The organism is Mucilaginibacter sp., from assembly GCF_039921305.1.
Lineage (GTDB): Bacteria > Bacteroidota > Bacteroidia > Sphingobacteriales > Sphingobacteriaceae > Mucilaginibacter.
On the sequence record NZ_JBDSCA010000067.1, the window covers coordinates 16,823 to 36,923 of the forward strand.

The following is a 20,101-nucleotide window of genomic DNA, read 5'->3' on the forward strand; positions in this document are numbered from 1 at the left end:
TATCAGGTATCAAGTACTTAGGTTATGATGAGCGCCGGGATACATTGTAAAAAGCAACACCACAAAAAAAGGCCGCTCATTTAAAGCGGCCTTTCAAAATTAATATCTGTGCGGGTGCCTTACCACAACCGTGCGGTGATGCACATAGTGATGCCTGTATGGGCGGTGATATGACCTTGTTACCACAACCCTGCGTTGTACAGGGTGTTGCACTACCACTACCCTATGGCGTGGCGGCGGCGTACCTATACGTGCCCTCACTACAACCTGGGCATTGGCGGTTTCAAAAAAACATACAGCCGCTACGGCTACTGCTAATATTTTTAAACTTTTCATTTTTTTGTTTGTGTTAGTTTGATGGGTTTTTATATGATCCATCGGTTTAATTGTTTAAATAAAAATCCCCTTAACGGGTTTGGTAATAGTTACGGTTATTATTATCATGGTCGTGATCACGATCCCGATCATGCTGTTTTTGATTATCCCTTTTATACCTGTTTTCGCGGTAAGCTACCGAGCAGCTTTGCAGCCCGATAGCGGCAAATAAGGCGAGGGTTAATAGTTTTAAAAAAGGCTTTTTCATAGCTTTTATTTGTTGGTATATATCTTCAACTCCTCAAAAGTTAAATAGTTTAATCTGTACGATAAAACAAGGCCATTGTCACACCCATTTTACAGGAAGCTTTGACCCCTAAAGTTCGGATATTGAACACTCTATTGATGATGTAAAGAAACTATTGTGTTAAAAATCAGACAAATGAGTTGTGGAACTCTGACAATAAAAAGGTGACTTTCCGAAAATTGAATTTTTTATGGCTGGCAATGCCCGCATGCAAGCTTTAACTTTAAAGCTGCCATATCAAACCATAAACCTCCACAAATAAACCTGTTTATGCTGATAACAAGCTTTAAACACATAAAAGGTTAACAGCCAGAGCGGCTGTCAACCTTTACACTACACGAAATCCGAGGTTCACCCACAATTGGGGATATTACTTTTATCCATGTAAACAATCTCCCACTGGTGGCCGTCAAGGTCGGCAAAGCTGTGCTGGTACATCCAGCCGTGGTCTTGCGCTTCGGCGTATAGGGTGCCGCCCAGCTCTTGCGCTTTGGCTATGGTATGCTGCACATCTTCTTTTGATGCCGCATCCAGCGCTAATAAAACTTCGGTACTCTTATGCGCATCGCTTACTTCCTTTTTGGTGAAAGTTTTAAAATAAGCTTCGGTGAGCATCATCACAAAAATGTGTTCGCTCACTACCATACAGGCGGCTTTTTCGTCGGTAAACTGGGGATTGAAGCTGTAGCCGAGTCCGCTAAAAAATGCCTTCGACCTTTCCAGGTCCTTAACGGGCAGATTGATGAAAATTTTTGTTGCCATGATTTAAATTTTTTATTGTTATCGATGACACAAAGTTGCGGCATCCGTTTTTCTAAAAAATTTACCTATGTTGAGAAAAGCGGAAAAAATTATTTATTCGCAAAAAATATCCTGCTCAACTGCGTAGGGGTAACGCCAAGGTAGGCTGCGATATGCTGTTTCTTTAACCGTTTAACCAATCCGGGGTACTTCTGCAAAAAAATATCGTAGTTGGTTTTGGCCGACTCATACCGCAGCGATACTTCGTACGGCTCCTTTTCAATGATCCAGTGCTGCTCCATATAGCGGATATAAAACGCGGCGATATCGGGATAAATGCCAACCAGTTTTTTAAATTCAATGAAATTATATTCCAGCACCTGGGTATCCTCGAGCGCCTTTATGGTGAAGTTGCCGGGCGTTTGTGTAAGCGTAGCCGCCATTGAGCCGGCAATGCGGTTTTCGGGGAAGAAATATTTTACCACCATATCGCCATTATCGGCGGTGTAGTATTGGTAAAGCAGGCCCTTCACTATAAAAGCTACTTTTTTTGGTGTCTGGCCTTCGGTGACAAAATAATCGCCTTTGTGGTAAGTTTTTTCGCGCAGCAACGCCGCCCACGCAGTTTCCGCCTGCGGCGAGAGATCAACATAGGTTTTAATCTTTTGAAAAAACACGTCAAAACGCATAAGGTAAAAATAGGAATATTCGGCATTCCGGTAAACCGATATTGATAAATTAAAAATTCACCGATCTGCGCAATTCTTAAAAATCTGATTCACATAAAGCTAATCTTGAGTAACTGCTAAACTTTTCGTGGTGAACTCTTTTGAAGATCGATAATGAATGTTTAATAATGAAAAATGATCAGGCTTCTACACCAGTAAGTTCCTCATTAAACCTTTTACCTCCTTCATCATTCGATATTCAACAATCATTGTCACACGCATTTTACATGCACCAACACTTGACAAAGCTATGTTAGCATAGTTTAATAGAGTATAAAAGGCAGAGCAAGTTTGCCGCTAAACAATTAAAACAATAACAGCTATTGTGAGTTGTTACACACAACCAAAACTCATGACAAGCCTCATGAAACATTAAAAATAGAAAAGATGAAAAAGTTACTATTTGCCGCATTATTTTTGAGCGCTTTTGCGTTTAAACCTGCCCAGGCGCAGATCAGCATTAGCTTAGGCCTTAACATTGGTAGCCAGCCCGATTGGGGACCGGTTGGTTACGACCACGCCGAATACTATTACATGCCCGATATTGACATGTATTACGATGTGCCCAACCGCCAGTACATTTACCTTAACGGCCGCACCTGGACCCGCACCAGCGTATTACCGGCCCGCTATGCCAATTACGATTTGTACCACGGTTACAAAGTTGTAGTGAACGAGCCAAAACCATACCTGCGCGCCGCTACCTACCGCGCTAAATACGCCCGTTATAAAAACGTACGTACACAAACCGTTATACGCGATAGCCGCGATGTAAAATACACCCGTTACCAAAAAACACGCCCGGTGTACCGCCCGCAACCAGGTCGCCCACAACCGGGTCGCCCGCAGAATAACGGACACGATAATGGACATGGTAACGGACATGACAATGGTCACGGACGTGATGATCACCGTCCGGGTCGTAACTAAGTAAAAACGATAATTGATATAGAGCCGCCTTCATTTGAGGGCGGTTTTTTTTATGTGGAATATGGTCATATTCCCCCCGTTCAAACACCCACATGGGCTACCCCGGATCTGGAATACTTAACTTTCTAATTTTCCTTTGCGGCGAATACTATTATGCCATTGCCGAGGTACGATGCGATAAATTTAATTACTCACCACTCGCATACGCTACAATATCGCGTATCTTTCTATCCAGCAAGGTAATGGTATCATCCATCATAGCCAGAAACCGCGAATCGCCGCCAAGGCCCTCTAATTTGATCAGCTCCATTAAACCCATTAGCGTGCATAAAGGGCCACGGATATCATGCGAGTGCACCAGCGATATATCTTTCAATTTTTGGTTCTGCGATTCTATTTTGGCTTCGCGTGCTTTGCGCGCGGTTATATCAACCGCGTTAAAAACAATACCGGCTATGTGTTGGTGCTCGTTATAAGCCGGCGAATAATTGGCCTGCCACCAGCTTATCCCGGTAGCGCAAAAGGTTATTTTACGCTCCACAGTAAAGGTTTCGCCGCTAAGGGCCCGGGTACAATTGGCAAGTACAGAGTCGCTCAGTTCGTCGTTAAGGTATTTGCCGATGTGCTCGCCGATAATGAGCGTTTTGCCAAAAACGTTTTTGATCAACCGTAACGACGCATAATTATAATCAACAATATTTAAATGCTTATCCAGTATAATATAATAACTATCGGCACTGTTAAACACCGCGTTGTATTTAAAATTGATGCCATTTAAATCGCTTTGCAGCTTATTAATAACTTGTTTATTATTTAGTAAACTGGCAGCGGCTTCTTTATTGCTAAAACTTAAGCATAAAGCATTATTGAACGTTTGGGCTTTACATAATTCCATGATGGCAAGTTGTACCCTTTTAATAGCAATTAATTTATGTACGCACGATGTAATAAATACAACTATAACTTATAATGAAACAACCGGGCCAAAAAATAATAAGTAGCCTGATGTTGCCTTAAGCCACTTATTCCTATTAATTAAAATACTATCGTAGCAGTTACAGGTCGGTAATTAGTGCTGAGGGGAACGTTGTGGTTTCATCTTCGATTCCTGGCTCCTGATTCTGAACCACTACCCTCTCAGCAACCTGCTCACCATGTATGCCGGGTCCATAAAAAACTCGGCATAAGTTTGGAACAAACCGGTTTGCTCATAGGTGCGCACCTGTACCCCATCGGCAGTAAATTCGTAAATGAGCGAATCGGGATAAGCAATCAATATAGGTGAGTGTGTGGCTATCACAAATTGCGAACCTTCGTTTATCAACTCATTCATTCGCAGTAGCATAGCCATTTGCTTTGCCGGCGATAGCGCAGCTTCGGGCTCATCCAATACATAAAAACCCCGGCCCCTAAAACGTTTGATGAACAGCGCCCAAAACGATTCGCCGTGCGACTGCTCGTGTAGCGATTTACCGCCGTAGGCATTAATAACCTTAGGGCCACCACCCAGCGGAAAGCCATCATCATCAAAGGGCCTGTCCAGGTTCTCTATCTCTGTGGCAACGTTAAAAAAGCTTTCGCTGCGCAAAAAGTAGCCATCGGTACGGCGGTGTACCCCGCGCGATGTAACCAGGTGCTTGTACAGCATTGAGTGCGATGCCCGCGTATTAAAGTTAAAATTAAACGAGCCGCCCTCGGGGTTAAAGCCCGATGTTACGGCAATGGCTTCTAACAAAGTTGATTTGCCCGTGCCGTTTTCGCCAACAAAGTAAGTTACTTTGGGGTGCATTTTAAGGCCGTCGCGCTGTGTAAAAAAAGGCAGGTTAAAAGGATAACTGTTTAGGTTTGCTTCTTCCTTTTTAAAATAGATCTCTATCAGTTCTCCTTTTGATATCATGAATCAGCCCAGCTTAAACCATTGAGCCGGAATGGCTACCAGCTCAAATATAGATAAATAAACAAATTGCTGCCGGCGCTTTATTAGCCTTCGCTTGCCGCAATGCGCATCAGTTTACCATCGGTAAAGTAAAAATACTGGTAAGTTTGGTAACCGTTAGCATCCTGACTGGTGAGGCGTTTGTATATAGCCCTATGGGTGGTTTTTTCAACCAAAGTAGTGAGCACTTTTTGATGCTGGGTAAACTCGGCCTCCGTCATCCCGATAGTGTAAGTTGGCGTTTTGCAGCTTGCCATTGCCAGGGGTAGCAATAATATTAAAAATAGCTTTTTCATGGTGATATGCAGTTTAGTTTGAATAATAGGTTGCTATGCAACGCTATATAATAGACATTGCATAGCGTACTGGGGTTTAGTATGGGTATGATATTTTATTGAATTGAGGATGAGCGGATTGAGATTAGCATGGCAATTATTTATGTATCTTGATAAGTGATACTCATTACTTGATACCAGATACTTTATATGATTACTTGATACTCACTACTTGATACCTGATACTCACTACTTGATACTTGATACTCACTACTTGATACTTGATACTCACTACTTGATACTTGATACTCACTACTTGATACTTGATACTCACTACTTGATACTCACTACTCACTACTTAATACTCACTACTCACTACTCACTACTTGATACTCCCCTACCTTATCTGCGTTACATTCACAATATTAAACATCTGCTGGCAATCATCTAAATTGAGTTCAAAATCGGGGTAGGCATCCTTATCGGGATTGAGTGATTGGCAGGTGATGATGCCCGTATCCACATCGTGCTTGCTGATACGTTTGATCAGGATACCTTCTTTATGAACGATCACATAATCTTTAAAGCGGTGAATATGGAAGCGGCTGTTCCACAAATGGCGTTGTATTTCGCGGCCGGTTACGGTGCTGCCTTCGGTAATACTTTCGTCGGTGCCGTTGCTCATGCTATCGCCAATCACCTGGAAAGCCATGTAATGCCCCCGGTGTTGTTTATTAACGGCAAAACTATGTTTGGGCAGCTCCTCTAAGTATTCATCATCCTGGTAACCGCTCAGGTATCCCGCGTAAGCGTAATCCTGCACCAGCGGAACGATCATGATATACTGCCCGTTACCCAGATCAATAAAAGGAGAATCGCCCCCGTCGGCCTGTTGCAGCTGACCAATACTATACGCGTTGCTCTGGTCGCGCACAACACTTTCATTTTCAAAATTGAAAACATCCGGAAATTTAGCCTGGAGCAAACGTTTAAAACCATCTTCGAGCACATCCTTACGGAGATGATAATTGAGCCCTTGCCTTGTTAAACCCAATAAATCGGCAATATCGCCCATTTGTTTGCCCGAACCTTTGAGTATATTCCTGATATTTTCGCCTTGATGCATTCTTTAAAAATCTAAATTATTTTCAATTTTACTTTCATTATTGAAAGCAAATCCTTACCTTTGCAATACAATAATAACCAAAGTAACAAATAAACTTTCAATAATGCAAGTAGAAAATCACATCCCACCTCCCCCAGTTCGAAACTGGAAAGCCAATCTGGATAAAATGCAGGTTGGTCAAAGCGCGCGCATCAGTGTGCAGTTTTATAATTCGGTAAAAGCGGCTATCAGTCAGCACTTTCACTCTGGCTTGCTAAAAACGTTTACTACAGCTAAAGAGCCCGATGGTTTTTTTAGGGTGTGGAGGGTAAAATGAGAAAGAAGAATCAAGATGCAAGACTCAGGAATCAAGAAGATTAGCAATTAAAAATCTTGATTCCTGCATCTTAATTCTTGAGTCTATCTATAAAAAAAAGCCCCACTTAACAGCAGAGCTTCTCTAATTTTTCAATCCCTTAAAAAATTACATTCTTAGTATGACAAATATAGCACTTTCAATTAAACAACCGAATACTATAGATGCTACATCTGTAGACAAACTACTGGCACATTTATTTGCTGATAAAAAAGCCATTTATATTGACGATATCAACTTTAGCAGCGATGGCGGCTACGATGTATCGTGGTGCCTGGAGTTTACCCTAAAAATGACCAACCCACAATGGATGGATACACATTTAGAACGCGCCCCGCTCATCCAGTTCATCAGCACCCAAAACTTAAACCAATGGGAAGCCTATAAGTACTGCGAGCATACCGGCAACGTACAGGCCTACACCGAAACCACTACAGATATTGAAAGCTTTTTAGACGAGAATTACCAGGAGGTGATACAGCGATATATGGAAGATGAGCTTGAAGCTACAAGCCGAAAGCTACAAGCATCAAGCTAACTATTTCAGCTACTTTATAATAGCTAAAAGCTTGATGCTTGGAGCTAAAGGCTAACTGTTCAAAATACCAAATCATATGACCCAACTCAAAACCATCACCACCCAAATAAGCGAAGCCCTAAGCTCAAGTATTGACCCGCTGAATACGGCGCAGGTAACCTTTAAAATAAACCGGCTAACCTTAATGCTGGCAGCCAGTTGCCATGCAGTAGCCTGGGCCGAGCGTATTTACAGCCGCCGCATGCAGCAACTAACCGAAGATAAAACCTGGGCCAACCTTAGCGCCACAGATAAAAAAGCAATTTTTGCCGGCTACTGCCGCGACGAAGCCTACTACCTAACCCTAACCGAACGCCAAAACAAAGCCATTATACACGCGCTGGAAGCCCTAAAGGCCATGATGTGGAATAGTGAAGCATGAGCACGCCTTTATTGGCATTGCGGGCGATAGTGTGTGCAATAAGCCAAAAGCATACAGCAATGCAGGGCGAAGCGCCTCCGTGCGATTGCTTCGTTCCCTGTCTGCCGACAGGCAGGCCCGCAATAACAAAGTTTGATAATTAACCAATAAACCAACATGAATAAAACCGAAGATCTGATATTAATGATATTTAAAACCCACAGCGGCGAGTGGATGAGCCCGGCAAAAATACGGGCCATAACGAGCGCCATTACCGGTGATGATGTGCTGCTAACAACCGTTAAGCGTACCATAACCAAGCTAACCAAACAATGCAAACTGGTACGATCAAAAACGGCAAGCGCCTGGATGGTGTTTGAGGGGTGATATATCGGTTGATTTGTTGTTTGGTTGATTTGTTTATTGGTCTTAGCACATTGGTAATGGCATGGCTATCATCACATCAATGGCAAACAAACCAATCAACTAACAAACTATTCAACCAATCAACTAATCCTCCTTAGGCTTAATATGCTCAGGATCAACCTTAACATAATAACTTTTAATGCACGTGCTACAAAAAAACCTGCGGATGGGATAATTGGGGGCAAACAGTTTGAGCCACTTATTGCGTGGCGATTGGTAATGAAAAAACACATTACACTTGGGGCATTTGTATAGATCTTCGAGTGTAGTCAATTTAATATCAATTAAACGATCAATTTAAAGAAAAAAAACACAAAAATAAAATACTATTTAGCGCCGTGTACGTAGTATTCGTTAAGGCAATTCATACAAACGTATTTACGTAAAGGCAAAAAGAAAAATATGTTTTTGAGAATCCAGGGCCTGTGTACCTGCTGCTTGAGCTCAAGGTTACACGCTTTGCAAAAATGAGTCTTTTTTACTGGCTTTGCGTGTGTTTCCGCATTCGCTTGGTTAGTCATCTTTAATTATTAGGGACTGCAATCTAGCTAAAAAAAGCTATATATCACATATAAATTAATATTTTTATCCAAAAAGAACAAAATTTAACTATAATTTACTTACTATGACCTTATCTGAATAGTATTATGAAACCACTCAGCAATTTTATTCCCATAAACCGCAACCTGTTTAAACATGAATTATGGGCCGAAAAGCGCGCCTATTCGCGGTTTGAGGCCTGGTTAGATTTGATAACTACCGCCCGCTTTGATACCACCGAAGGCCGCATGATGATAGGTAGCACTATTGTGCGATGGAACCGGGGTGAGTTAGTGGCTTCGCTTAGGTATTTAGGCGAACGGTGGGGATGGGGCAAAACCAAGGTTGATAATTTTTTAAAGCTGCTTAAAGCCGAAGAAATGATAAAAACAGAGACAGCCGCAGGGACAGCAAACACCCTTATAACCATCTGTAATTATGATACTTACAACACCGTAAAACAAACCGAAGGACAACCACAAGGACAAGCCGAAGACAGCACGAGGACAACAGAAGGACAGCACGAAGACAAAACTAATAAAGAAAATAAAGAACAAATAAATAAACAAAGAGAAATATACAGGGGCTTTGCCCACCTCACTCTGTTTACCGACGAATATTTAAAATTGATTGATATGGGCCACACCCAAAAACAAATAGACAAAATTTTAGATGAGGTTGAAAACTACAAAAACAACAAAAAATACACCTCGCTTTTTTTAACGGCCAAAAAATGGCTCGAAAAAGAAGAGCAGCTTGCCGCCGTAGCCAACACCGGCGGCCGCATCCTAAAAATAGCCAACGCCTTTCAGGATGCGCTGCAGTATGGATGATGGGGGATTTCGGATTTCGGAATCCCTCACCATCGTGTTATTGCGAGGTACGAAGCAATCGCACGGAGAACGGTGGACTTGAAGAACGGTCTTGCACTGTTCGCGATTGCTTCGTACCTCGCAATGACAACCCTTTTAATACTTGCAAAGATTTATCGTCAGCCCTATCGCCGTTTCCCTTTTGAGAGGGAATTGGAAACACCAATAAACCAACCACAATGAATCAACAATCCGTAGCAACAGCAACAAACAAAACTGCAACTCCTACCCCTGCAACTACCCCTTTCGCACTCGCCCTCCAATCCCCCCGCGCTTGCGATGCCGAACCTAAACAACTGGAAATGGTACTGGCCCAGGCCATGGCCAAAGCCTTTGCCGACATGGGCATCAACACCGCCGACCGCCGCGACGAGATAGCCTACTTAGTACAAAATATGCCCGCCGAACTTACCCGCAACCTGCCCGCCATTAGGTTAAACGAAATACCCGTAGCCATTAATCGTGGTATACTGCAACAGTTTGGCCCGTTTTACGGTTTAAACGTGGCCACCTTTATGCATTTTTTAATGGCCCATTACCAAAGCGAACAGCGCCTGGCCGCCATCAAAGCCAACCTGGCCGCCGCAACAACCATCCCCCAAAGGGCAATTCCCACACCCCACGAGCTACACCAAAACCGCCTTAACCGCATAGCAACCGCCTTTAACCAATACAAAACCGAAGGCCATTACAACGATTATGGCAGCCTGGTATTTGATACCATTAACGCCATGGGCAAAATACCCTTCGGCACCGCGCGCGAAGCGCAGATACTGGAGCGGGCCAAACAAAACCTTGTTGACAGGTACAGCCGCGTATCCCTCTACCCCGACGAGCGTGCCAACCTGCGCGCCACCCTCAGCAAAATCATACACGGCGAAGCCCCCAATCTCATCCTCACCGAAGCCAAACGCATAGCGCTGTTTGAATTGTTTGACGGGTTGATTGAAAAGGGTGTTGGGGTGTTAGATTGGGTTGGGGAGCCCTTTGAATATCGAACACTGAACACAGAATGATGAATAATGATTAAAAGAAAATTTTGAACAGTAAAAGTTGGTATACTTTTTACTTCATCATTCGATATTCAATCTCCCCTCCCCCCTCTGTCCAACAATCCATACACCCTTGTAGTAAAAATTAACTATCAGTTAAGTACAAAAGCACTTAAAAGGCTCTTAATAGATGTTTTGATATCTGGCACGGCAATTGAAAACACCTTAGCATCTACTACAAAAACATCAACATTATGACAACTTACAAAGAGCACGACAGCGTGGTGTATACCGATGCCGCTGGCAACCAGATAGACACATTTGTTATTTACGGTACCGATGTTAAAACCGGCCTTACACATATTAACCATATGGACCTGCTGGTACCTTTGAAAGATTTACAAATTCACCCTAAAACACTGAAAGGCAGCCATATACCAATGAGCGACACCTTTAGCTTTGAGATACTTAAAAAACTAAAAGCCAAATACACCGATCACGATACCGAGATCAAAACAAAAACTATGGCCCAACCCGCCATGCGTGCCGTTTACTCGCAAGCATCGTAATTTTGATTTCGGATTTATCTGGATGTAAGATGTATCAGGCAAACAGGGAAAACATGTTTCTATTTCTGAGCAGGTAAACATCAATAGCTATAACTTCTCTTATACCACATACCCCCAAAAAAGCAAAACGCCCGGTTAAAATAACCGGGCGTTTTGTGTTATAATAGTTTTGTGTTATAATATTAAAGTTAACAATATGCCCATCAAAAGCTGCCCCTTTAGGGGGCTGGGGGGCAAAACTGCGCAATCACCTTTTGTAGTTCGCTGGCTTGCATAACGCCGCTTTGGCGCCATTTGCTCACACCGTTTTTAAACAGCATCAGTGTGGGTACGCTTTGCACCTTGTAGGCATCGGCAACAGCCGGGTTTTTATCAATATCTATCTTTAAAATAGTGATGCCATCGCCCAGGCTATCCTTAAGCTGCTTCAAAATTGGTGGCATAGCCTTGCAAGGCCCGCACCACTCTGCCGAAAAATCAATCAGCACCGGTTTATCGCTTTGTATCAGATCATTAAAAGTTGCCATGGGGTAGGGTTATGAGGTTATATTGTACTATTAACGTTCGGATATGGTTTTGGTTTGAGGTACTTGGTTGGTTGATTGGGTTGATTGGGTTGATTGGGTTGATTGGGTTGATTGGGTTGATTGGGTTGATTGGGTTGACTCCTGGCAATTCACTAATCAACTAAAAACAATCAGGGCGTTGCCTTTGGCCCGGGCTATACGCTTATACTGCACAGGCATTAATCACAGGCCGGTATCCGCTCCTATCCCTAACGCGGACACAGGTAAATCCATTTACTTCCGTACATGTAAATACTTCTACTTCCTTTCCGGCGCAATTTCTTCGTATCCGGTAAACGCCCAAACGCCTTGCTTTTTGGTGTAACTTACACGGTAGGTTTTGTTGGGCACCATAGTAAACTGAAAGCTCAGCTGCGTAGCGGCAGGGTCTTTCGGGATAAATTGCGGCAGCAACTGCTCCGCCAAAAAGCTAATATGATCGGCCATAGGTGTGTTTTTATTGTGCGATACAAAGCAATTAAAAATATAGGGTATTTTGGAGATGTATGGTAAGAAATCTTTTTTGTGATGATATAATCATCTATATTAAAAGTATTTGCCAGCCCTTGCCTTCGCGTTAGGGCTATCCCTGCCTGCCGGCTGGCAGGGATAGCCCGGGCCGAAGGCAACGCCCAATGTTATAGTTGATTTGGTTGATCAGGTGTTTGGCTGATTGGTGAATGTTGGATAATCATTCCATCTAAAACTACTCAAATACACTAAAAACCAATTAACCAACATACTAATTACAAATCAACCAACCCTACTACCTTATTTTATATATAACGATGACTGCTACAACAAGAGCTATAAAGCCGATGATGGCCCATTTTAGTATGTTTTTCCAGGCGAGAGGATTTGGTTTGCTTTTCTCGTCCTCGGTATCCAGGTTTATTTTGCCGAGGACGTTAAACGGATTATTTTCGGTATCAAACCTAATGGCGGCATAGTTTGATGATGACGGTGGCTGATTGTACACCTCGTTTTGGGACGGGGCATCCTGGCGTGCGGGCGCGGGGTCCTGATAGGCCGCTACCGATGAGCGCAGGTTTACTACGGCCGGGGTTTGTTTAACGGGTTGCTGCTGCCGTTCCAGGTCGGTTAGGTCGGCAAGGTATTGCTGCTCGGCGGCGGGGCGTTTTGATGTGCGGGCAGTTATGATGGGCGCTTCCTCATCATCGGCTGCTTTGCGTTTTACGGTGGCTGGTATGCGTGCCGGTTTTTCGGCGTTAGCCGCATTAGTTGCAGGCGTAAACGGTTTTACGGTTACGGCAATATCTTTTTGGGCTTCGCTTTTTGGCGGCGAGTAGGTGGTTTTCCCGATAGAAAAATCGGGTTGGGTACCGGCCGGTTTTGGCTCATCCGTTTTGGGTACCGTGTAGGTGGTTTGGCTTCCCGAAAAGGGCTGAATATCGGGCTTCTTTTCTGGCTCGGGCGCAGGTGGTGTATATGGCGCTTGCGCTGTAAAAAAGGGCTCTTCGGCAGGCGCTTTTAACGGTTCGGGCTTTGAGGCCGGGTTGGGGTTTGTTGATATCAGTATAGGCTCACCCTGCGGGATGCCGGCATCAACTACCTTGGCTTTGTTTGCGTTGCGGGTTTTAAAAGGCAAAAAATCCTCTTCCTTTAAAAATATAGCCGCATCGGGGTGGGCCTTTGGGTTTTTTACTTTAAAGGGTTCAAAATCATCTTCATCTGCCTTTAGCGCGCTTGGCTTTGGCAAAGCTGGCGATTTTGGTTTATCTATATTAACGCCCGGGTACGGCAACACGGTTGCGGGGGCATCATACAAGCCCAGTTTAACCTCGGGTGCTGGCGGCGGTACAGGCAGTATTTTAGCCGGGTCGGGCTTGCCGCCTCCCCGTTTGGCCAGGTAGCTTTGCCAGTTGCCGGTTAGGCGCGCTTCTATTTTTTTATTATCAATGGGGTATAAGCCGGTAAGCAGTTCCCAGGTTAAAAATTCAAACTTGCCGCTGGTTTCTATCAGGTTTTCGGTAACCAGATAATCCAATTGAGTTTTAAAGTTTTTGCGCCCTTCCTGCGTATTCAGCTCATCGGTAAAGGCGGGTTTAATATCCACCATGTTGCCAATAGCATTATTTTGCTGCAAAACATCAAGTATGTGAATATGTAAATGCTTATCCATGGTGAATTATAACAGGCAACAATTTTGCCAAAACAGTGCAAAAGTAATGATTATAATTTTAGACTATACCTAATGTGCACAGCCACAAGCCTAATTAAAAAGAATAAACGTTTTTATGACACACGCTATACAGGTTTCAAACCCCGCGCCGCCAAAATACCTTATCGCGATGGATCAACCAATACAAACCTTTTAACTGGCATGTTGTAACCTTGCGCGTTTAATTGAGCTACGGGCATATTATCTGTGCCGGCTAAATGCTTTACTGGCATAGTGCTGCTAAATATTACGTTGTTTAGCACCGGTAAAAGCTGTTGTTTAAAGTAATTGCCAGGCGTTAAGGTTGGCAGGGTTAACTTGCTTTGCAAGCAATATACTAATTTAAAAAATACATATGGGAAAAATTTACCCAAATATCCTCAATTTTAACAGCTTATATCTCAATATACTTTCTAAATAAATCTATCAGCACACCCAGCTTTGCTTTAAGTTTTCGGCCTTGAGCTTTTCAGCTTAAAAAAAACTACAGTCTCCCCGTCAATTCCAGCTTGCGCAAAATGGGGGCATAATCTAATATTTCTTTCTTTTTGCGGGGGCGGCGCACTTCTATCAGCAGTTTCCCTTTTTGTTTGATCAGCGTATCGCCGGTATTAATATCATACACCCAGGGTTCGTAAATAGAGTAGCGGGTGCCATCGCTCAGTATGGCAATTTTGGTGTGCTGCCTGTCATCATCGTACTTAAAATCGGTTACCACACCGTTAAAATCCATGTTGCTAATGGCCGAAACCGTATACTTACCTGCCGCGCCTTTAATGCTAAAACCGCCATCCCATATCTTAAAAGCAATAAAACCTATAACAGCGAGCAGCAAAAGAGTAATGAGCCATGTTGATGTGGTTGAAGGCTGCCTTTTACGACGGTATTTTACCTCAACATCGGGCAGCGGCGTGTACGGGCGATCGCTGGTATCGGGCTGGCTGTTATAATCGTCGTGATGCTTGTTATCCATGCAATAAAATGTAACAGGTGTTTAAACACTAAATATACAAATATTGCACTCAATTACAATTGAGTGCCTGCTACTGTAATAAATTATAAAAAACTTTGTTGCCGCTCTTCTCTACTTTCACTTTAAATACGGCTTCCTGCGGCTTGTATAGTTTACACCCCAGCGCAAATTGGTAATTATAAATTATCTGGCCCTTGGTATCTTTAGTAAGGCCATCGGGATTGTTTTCAAAGTGAACTATTTTATTTTGATAAATGAATATCAGCGGGCGTGTCCCTTCCTGATAATCCGGATAAGGCATATCTATCTCTTTTTCTATCACCTGCTTTGGTTGAGGGTGGTTAAATGCATACATCTCATCCCACTTAAACGAAGTGATATCGGCCACCTTAATGGTACAATCTGCCGCTTTACAAGCATCTGCTTTTTTTTCAATCAGTTGCTCAACGTTATCGTTATTGCTTGCACAACCTGCAAATATTAAAGCAAGTAAAAGGTATTTTAGGGTGTGTTTCATGTATAATATAATTACAATTTGGGCAGCTAAAGTAATTGTTTTTTGATCAAAAAACACGTTAAGTAAGTGTTTTGATGGAAGATGTATGAGGTAAGATGCCTACCTGTCGGCAGACAGGGAAAATGTGTGTTGGAAACGGAAGATGGTTTGATATAGATTGTGTTTAGTTAGTTTAACTTTTTAATTAATCAGGGCGTTGCCTTCGGCCGGGCTATCCGCTCATACTGCACAGGCCTTAGCCACGGGCCGGTATCCGCTCCTATCCCTAACGCAAAGCCCAACAATCACATAATAAAAGCATAAAGTGCAAATAATAATAAATCCAAAATCGAACATCCTAAATCCCAATAAAATCAAAAACAATTTCCCTCAAATTTTTATTTAATACAGCAGGCAACAATAACCCGTAGCACCTACGTATAAGTAATTGTAAACCTCACAAATTATTACCATTTTGCATAACCAATTATAAAGTATTGAAAAAAGTATTAACCGCTTGCCTGCTATTCGTCAGCAGCCTAACATTTGCCCAGCAAACCGTGCAGCGCAGCGCTAAACTGCCTAATAGCGATATTACGGAGACTTTTTCGGTTTTAAGAAGTGATAAAAAAATTAAACAAGGCGAGTACACCGCCACGGCAGGCAATAACACCACCCTGGCACAAGGCACCTATTTAAACGGCGAACGCGCCGGCATATGGAGTTTTTACAACATCAGCGGCAAGCTCATACAAACCTATAACTACACCGATAACCAGCTCACCTTTGCCGATAGCACCGATACCAAAGGTCTGCAATACGTAATGGCCGGCGTAAAAACCGACGATGATGTAACCGTTCCGGTTAAGATAGGCGGCAGCTACAGCTTTAGGCCCACGTTTTTATCCAAAGTTTTAACCCAAGCCATTAATAAAGATTTTGGCCCCGTTGCCAACGCTACTTTTATACATACATTCAGTTTGAATAGCAAAGGCGAAGTAACCAACCATCAGGTTAAGGTATGCATTAACGGCCAAAACAAACTATACCAGGTTGACGACTCTGAACTGGACCACGACCTTACCCGCTTTGCCCCGGCCATGGTAAACAACAACCCTATACCCTGCAAAGTAATAACAACCAACACCGTAGCCATGAGCAACGGCAACCTTCCAGATTATGCTAACAGTACTTATTTAGGGCAATAATTTAGCCACACAGTATTCATTTTGCATTCTCTGTGCTTCTTCTCTTCGCGCCCTCTGTGGTAAATTAAAACACAAAGAACACAGAGATTTTTCGCAACATATCCACAGAGTTGCACAGAGGTAATACATAGTTTTATATTGAAACAGGAGATTTATCTTTTGATCAGCCTCTTTTGCTTATCTTAGCATAACCAAATTACAACCCATTTGAAACGTATATTATTTATAGCACTGGTTTTGAGCAGCAGTTTCGGCTACGCGCAGCAAACCGTAAAACGCTCATCAGATATCAACGGCATCGTGTTCGAAAAATTCACTGTGCTTAAAACCGATAAAAAAATAAGACAGGGCGAGTACACGGCTACCTTTCATGGCAATGTGATAGCGCATGGCAACTACACCAACGGCCAGCGCAGCGGCGAATGGACCTTTTATGCTCCGCGCGGCAAAAAACCAATCCAGATTTTCAATTACGATCAAAACAAATTCACGCTGTTAGATAGCGCCGATATGCGTGGCCCCAGCTACATTATAGAAACCACCAACCCAGCCGATATCATTAGCGCCCCGGTAAAAATTGGCGGCAGCAGCGGCATTTTCGCCCTCACCACATCGCGGACAGAACTAAGAGGCTTAACCCGCGGCGAATTACCCGGCGCAATAAAACTCATCCTAAAGCATACCCTGGTAATTAGCCAAACCGGCCAGATAGTTGATCACATTGTAGAAGTAACGGGCGATAACCACATGACCAAAACCCTCCACCTCAACGATGCTACCTTTGATCCGGAAATTACCCGCTTTATCCCCGCCATGGTAAACAGCCAGCCCGTAATGAGCAAGGTGGTTATTGTAACCCAATCGGTTACTACCGGGGTGATTACGAAGACGTATTAAAGCTTTTTGATACGAATACCGAACACTGAATATCACATAATGGGTGTATTTATTGTTCTCCCTCGCGTAATTATTTAATACAATTTTAACAACAATATCAACTAATTAATTTTCAATAAATTAAAACATATTAAATACATGATAATATCATACAAAAACATGTAAAACCAGCATAACCAAAGTTTTTTTGCATGAACTACCTTTAATAATAAACCAAAAAACATTTATTATTATGAAAAACACAAAATTAATGCTGATGTTGGCAATTGTATTTGCCTCACTTGCCTTTAACCTTAAGGCCAACGCCCAAAACCCCGAGTTTAACACCGTTCCGTGCGAGGTGCATTTAATTTCAATAAGCGGCCTGCACCCATCCTATCCCATTAGCGAGTGGTGGGTAAAGCTGCACAACAATACTACCAATGAAGATTATATTTCGGATACCTGGGGGCGTACCTATGATAGCGGTACCGGCTTTCGTATGGCCGATGTGCCCGAGGGTTATTACTCTGTAACAATTAGTTTCACAAGCACACAATATTTCGCGTTTTTTGATTGGAACGTGAAGGGAGTTGGCGGATATAGTTCTGAATTAGGTGAGTGGGTACCCGATTCTTATACCGAAGGTTATTCGCAGCAAATGAGTAGCGGTTGGAATTGGAACATAGCCACTAACGTTTACGTTAATTATACCGGAGGCCTATACATTAACCTTCACGAGTTTTAATATATAACAAACCGGCTCCGGTCAAAAAAAAGGAGCCGGTTTACTTATTTATACGCTCAATTAAGGCTTCATAATTAACAGAATAGAAACTATGAGAAAATCTTGATACTTGCTACTTGATACCTGCTACTAAACCTACTTCCCTTCCCGCATTTTATCGGCAACAACTTTATACATCCCAATATAAGGGCGGTTTTCTATTTCCTCATTCTTCCAAATGGATTTGCCGTATTTGGCCCATTCGGGGTCTTTGGTTAGGTCGGGCACTTTTTCAAATAGCTTGGTTTCCCAAAACTGGGGGTTAAAATCGGTGCTGTTCGCTTTAAAAAAGTTAAAACTTTGCAGGCTGTTAAAGTATTGCGCCCTTGCTTCCTGCAAATTATCGGCCTCAAAATAAGTAGCATTATCTTTAACAAAGTACCATTTACCCTGGTATTTCACCCCCGTAACCGTATAAGCATACTTTTGCGGACTTTGATCAAGATACCCCTTATCACCAATCTTTTTATTCGTAAGCACCTTTACATTGTTATCATTGCTGCCATTGGCAACACCCAACAAACCACCCTTGCCCGCTTTAACCTGCTTTAAAAAAAAGGCCACAAACTTGGTTTTATCGCTATTATAAAGGCATTGGTAAACAGCGCCTTGCTCAATGGTACTATCTGCACCGGTAACTTGTTTAAGCAGGGTAGCATCGTATGGGTAGGTTAAATAAGTGCGCAAGGTATTGGCCCGCAAGCCAGATAGTTGCCTTTCGCGGATGATGGCCGGGTTATTTTCGGCCACAATTTTAACTACCTCGGCATACCCCTGCGATAGCGCGTTAATCAGGTTACAATTCAGCGTACCATCCTCGCAGGTAGTTTCAAAACCGTGATTTCGGGCATCGCCGGTGTAGGCCTTGTTCAGCAGCAGTGTGCCGGTGTTTTTATTAAACAGTTGCACCGTAATTTTGGCCACGTTAACACCCTTATCTTTATAAAACTCCACCGAAGGGAAGTTCATCACATATTGCAAATTATCGCCCGCGGCAATAGCTTTCAGACTGGCCAGGCTGCCATCGCTCTGCACATCCTTAATGCGCACCATCAGGTTAGGGAAACGCTCATAAAAGCGGTAGCTCAGGTAGCTGGCTGTCATCAAAGGCATTTGCTTAAAAAAATCAACCTTCAGGGCATAGTCAAGCTGGTTGAGCGTCATAATGCGCAGGTTTTCGGCTTGCTCCTTAAACCGTGGCGATTGCAGCACCTTCTCCCTGTCGCCGGGCTTAATATCCTTTTTCAGTTTGGCGGTAATATCGGCAATCTGTTTTTCAAAAGCGCCATCAAACTTAGTAGCCCCTGGCGAGAGGATCAATATCTGCGGCTCATACACCACCTGCCCCAAAACAGGCGCGGCGCTCAGCATCAGCAATAAAACTATAAGACGGGTTTTAGCGATATAATGTAGCATAATCAGGCTAAAGATATAAAAATGAAAATTGCTATTTAAGCTGTAAATATTTTTCCGTATCTTTACATTAAATTATTACAATTGTAATAACCGGAATAACTTTTAGTGTTCATTTCGGAATTCGGATCTTTGATTTCGGATTTGCTTTATTGTCGATTGATTTAAGATATTATTTCGGTTTTTGGGTTCGCGTTATTGATTAAGATTAGAACTATATTTTAATGCATTAATTATAAGATCATAATTATCAAGCGTACCAAATCCGAAATCGTAAATCATCAGGGCGTTACCTACGGCCCGGGCTATCCGCTCATACTGCACAGGCCTTAGTCACGGGCCGGTATCCGCTACTATCCCTAACGCGAAATGTTTACTACCCTTGTCAATGACCTAAGAGTAAGCAAACACCCAACCCTTCTACCCGTCAGCAGGCAGCTTCGGCCAAAAGCGGAGAGAACGTGCAAGCCTGTGCGGCCGGGAAGGGCCTCCTGATTGTGCATAGCGAGGGCCTGTGTAGCTTAAGCCGCACAAGCATTCAGCCCGTGTA

The 20,101-nt window shown here is 43.0% G+C and carries 26 protein-coding genes; 11 read left to right on the forward strand and 15 right to left on the reverse strand.

The annotated features are described in order from the left end of the window. Positions 1-99: 99 nt before the first annotated feature. From ABIN91_RS19590 to ABIN91_RS19605, 4 genes are all read right to left on the reverse strand, one after another. A complete protein-coding gene (locus ABIN91_RS19590; RefSeq protein WP_348053139.1) occupies positions 100-336 on the reverse strand; it encodes a hypothetical protein in 237 nt (78 codons plus the stop codon). 70 nt (positions 337-406) lie between these two features. Continuing rightward, positions 407-583, reverse strand: a complete 177-nt coding sequence (locus tag ABIN91_RS19595) for a hypothetical protein (RefSeq protein WP_348053140.1) — start codon at positions 581-583, stop codon at positions 407-409. A gap of 390 nt (positions 584-973) precedes the next feature. Further along, positions 974-1,384, reverse strand: coding sequence for a VOC family protein (locus ABIN91_RS19600; RefSeq protein ID WP_348053141.1), 411 nt, complete (start codon positions 1,382-1,384; stop codon positions 974-976). Between the two features lie 89 nt (positions 1,385-1,473). Then, positions 1,474-2,052 carry a Crp/Fnr family transcriptional regulator gene (locus ABIN91_RS19605; RefSeq protein WP_348053142.1) on the reverse strand — a complete coding sequence of 193 codons (579 nt, stop codon included), beginning with the start codon at positions 2,050-2,052 and terminating at the stop codon, positions 1,474-1,476. 426 nt (positions 2,053-2,478) lie between these two features. On the opposite strand from ABIN91_RS19605, the gene ABIN91_RS19610 reads away from it, so the two are divergent. Beyond that, complete coding sequence (locus ABIN91_RS19610) at positions 2,479-3,021, forward strand: hypothetical protein (protein WP_348053143.1); 543 nt, start codon at positions 2,479-2,481, stop codon at positions 3,019-3,021. A gap of 187 nt (positions 3,022-3,208) precedes the next feature. On the opposite strand, the gene ABIN91_RS19615 is transcribed toward ABIN91_RS19610, so the two are convergent. From ABIN91_RS19615 to ABIN91_RS19630, 4 genes are all read right to left on the reverse strand, one after another. Beyond that, positions 3,209-3,916 carry a PAS domain-containing protein gene (locus ABIN91_RS19615; protein WP_348053144.1) on the reverse strand — a complete coding sequence of 236 codons (708 nt, stop codon included), beginning with the start codon at positions 3,914-3,916 and terminating at the stop codon, positions 3,209-3,211. A gap of 234 nt (positions 3,917-4,150) precedes the next feature. Further along, on the reverse strand, positions 4,151-4,918 hold the full coding sequence (locus tag ABIN91_RS19620; protein ID WP_348053145.1) for an AAA family ATPase: 768 nt from the start codon (positions 4,916-4,918) through the stop codon (positions 4,151-4,153). A gap of 83 nt (positions 4,919-5,001) precedes the next feature. Next, positions 5,002-5,253, reverse strand: coding sequence for a hypothetical protein (locus ABIN91_RS19625; protein ID WP_348053146.1), 252 nt, complete (start codon positions 5,251-5,253; stop codon positions 5,002-5,004). A gap of 376 nt (positions 5,254-5,629) precedes the next feature. Then, positions 5,630-6,358 (reverse strand): hypothetical protein, encoded by a 729-nt coding sequence (locus tag ABIN91_RS19630; protein WP_348053147.1) that lies wholly within the window; start codon positions 6,356-6,358, stop codon positions 5,630-5,632. A 103-nt stretch (positions 6,359-6,461) separates the two neighbouring features. On the opposite strand from ABIN91_RS19630, the gene ABIN91_RS19635 reads away from it, so the two are divergent. The 7 genes from ABIN91_RS19635 (at position 6,462) to ABIN91_RS19665 (ending at position 11,050) form a co-directional block, all read left to right on the forward strand. Continuing rightward, positions 6,462-6,674, forward strand: coding sequence for a hypothetical protein (locus ABIN91_RS19635; protein WP_348053148.1), 213 nt, complete (start codon positions 6,462-6,464; stop codon positions 6,672-6,674). A gap of 160 nt (positions 6,675-6,834) precedes the next feature. Beyond that, entirely contained in the window at positions 6,835-7,251 is a 417-nt protein-coding gene (locus tag ABIN91_RS19640) for a hypothetical protein (RefSeq protein ID WP_348053149.1), read from the forward strand. 76 nt (positions 7,252-7,327) lie between these two features. After that, positions 7,328-7,672 (forward strand): hypothetical protein, encoded by a 345-nt coding sequence (locus tag ABIN91_RS19645; RefSeq protein WP_348053150.1) that lies wholly within the window; start codon positions 7,328-7,330, stop codon positions 7,670-7,672. Positions 7,673-7,828: 156 nt separating this feature from the next. Then, complete coding sequence (locus ABIN91_RS19650) at positions 7,829-8,038, forward strand: hypothetical protein (RefSeq protein WP_348053151.1); 210 nt, start codon at positions 7,829-7,831, stop codon at positions 8,036-8,038. A gap of 686 nt (positions 8,039-8,724) precedes the next feature. Further along, positions 8,725-9,450: a hypothetical protein gene (locus tag ABIN91_RS19655; protein ID WP_348053152.1), complete on the forward strand. Its 726-nt coding sequence runs from the start codon at positions 8,725-8,727 to the stop codon at positions 9,448-9,450. A 218-nt stretch (positions 9,451-9,668) separates the two neighbouring features. Next, on the forward strand, positions 9,669-10,505 hold the full coding sequence (locus ABIN91_RS19660) for a hypothetical protein (RefSeq protein WP_348053153.1): 837 nt from the start codon (positions 9,669-9,671) through the stop codon (positions 10,503-10,505). A gap of 230 nt (positions 10,506-10,735) precedes the next feature. Next, entirely contained in the window at positions 10,736-11,050 is a 315-nt protein-coding gene (locus ABIN91_RS19665; RefSeq protein ID WP_348053154.1) for a hypothetical protein, read from the forward strand. Between the two features lie 218 nt (positions 11,051-11,268). Here ABIN91_RS19665 and trxA read toward each other — a convergent pair whose 3' ends face one another. From trxA to ABIN91_RS19695, 6 genes are all read right to left on the reverse strand, one after another. Continuing rightward, positions 11,269-11,577: a thioredoxin gene (trxA, locus tag ABIN91_RS19670; protein ID WP_348053155.1), complete on the reverse strand. Its 309-nt coding sequence runs from the start codon at positions 11,575-11,577 to the stop codon at positions 11,269-11,271. A 297-nt stretch (positions 11,578-11,874) separates the two neighbouring features. After that, positions 11,875-12,063: a hypothetical protein gene (locus ABIN91_RS19675; protein ID WP_348053156.1), complete on the reverse strand. Its 189-nt coding sequence runs from the start codon at positions 12,061-12,063 to the stop codon at positions 11,875-11,877. Positions 12,064-12,382: 319 nt separating this feature from the next. Further along, complete coding sequence (locus tag ABIN91_RS19680; protein WP_348053157.1) at positions 12,383-13,759, reverse strand: hypothetical protein; 1,377 nt, start codon at positions 13,757-13,759, stop codon at positions 12,383-12,385. 161 nt (positions 13,760-13,920) lie between these two features. Then, positions 13,921-14,127, reverse strand: coding sequence for a hypothetical protein (locus tag ABIN91_RS19685; protein WP_348053158.1), 207 nt, complete (start codon positions 14,125-14,127; stop codon positions 13,921-13,923). Between the two features lie 155 nt (positions 14,128-14,282). Then, positions 14,283-14,771 carry a hypothetical protein gene (locus ABIN91_RS19690; RefSeq protein ID WP_348053159.1) on the reverse strand — a complete coding sequence of 163 codons (489 nt, stop codon included), beginning with the start codon at positions 14,769-14,771 and terminating at the stop codon, positions 14,283-14,285. Positions 14,772-14,841: 70 nt separating this feature from the next. Further along, complete coding sequence (locus ABIN91_RS19695) at positions 14,842-15,288, reverse strand: hypothetical protein (protein WP_348053160.1); 447 nt, start codon at positions 15,286-15,288, stop codon at positions 14,842-14,844. A 476-nt stretch (positions 15,289-15,764) separates the two neighbouring features. On the opposite strand from ABIN91_RS19695, the gene ABIN91_RS19700 reads away from it, so the two are divergent. The 3 genes from ABIN91_RS19700 to ABIN91_RS19710 all read left to right on the forward strand — a co-directional run bounded on the left by ABIN91_RS19700 (position 15,765) and on the right by ABIN91_RS19710 (position 18,099). Further along, positions 15,765-16,475: a hypothetical protein gene (locus tag ABIN91_RS19700; RefSeq protein ID WP_348053161.1), complete on the forward strand. Its 711-nt coding sequence runs from the start codon at positions 15,765-15,767 to the stop codon at positions 16,473-16,475. Positions 16,476-16,682: 207 nt separating this feature from the next. Then, positions 16,683-17,372 carry a hypothetical protein gene (locus ABIN91_RS19705; RefSeq protein WP_348053162.1) on the forward strand — a complete coding sequence of 230 codons (690 nt, stop codon included), beginning with the start codon at positions 16,683-16,685 and terminating at the stop codon, positions 17,370-17,372. A 232-nt stretch (positions 17,373-17,604) separates the two neighbouring features. Further along, entirely contained in the window at positions 17,605-18,099 is a 495-nt protein-coding gene (locus ABIN91_RS19710; RefSeq protein ID WP_348053163.1) for a hypothetical protein, read from the forward strand. 135 nt (positions 18,100-18,234) lie between these two features. Here the strand turns inward: ABIN91_RS19710 and ABIN91_RS19715 are convergent, their stop codons facing one another. Further along, positions 18,235-19,554 (reverse strand): hypothetical protein, encoded by a 1,320-nt coding sequence (locus ABIN91_RS19715; protein WP_348053164.1) that lies wholly within the window; start codon positions 19,552-19,554, stop codon positions 18,235-18,237. Positions 19,555-20,101 lie beyond the last annotated feature (547 nt).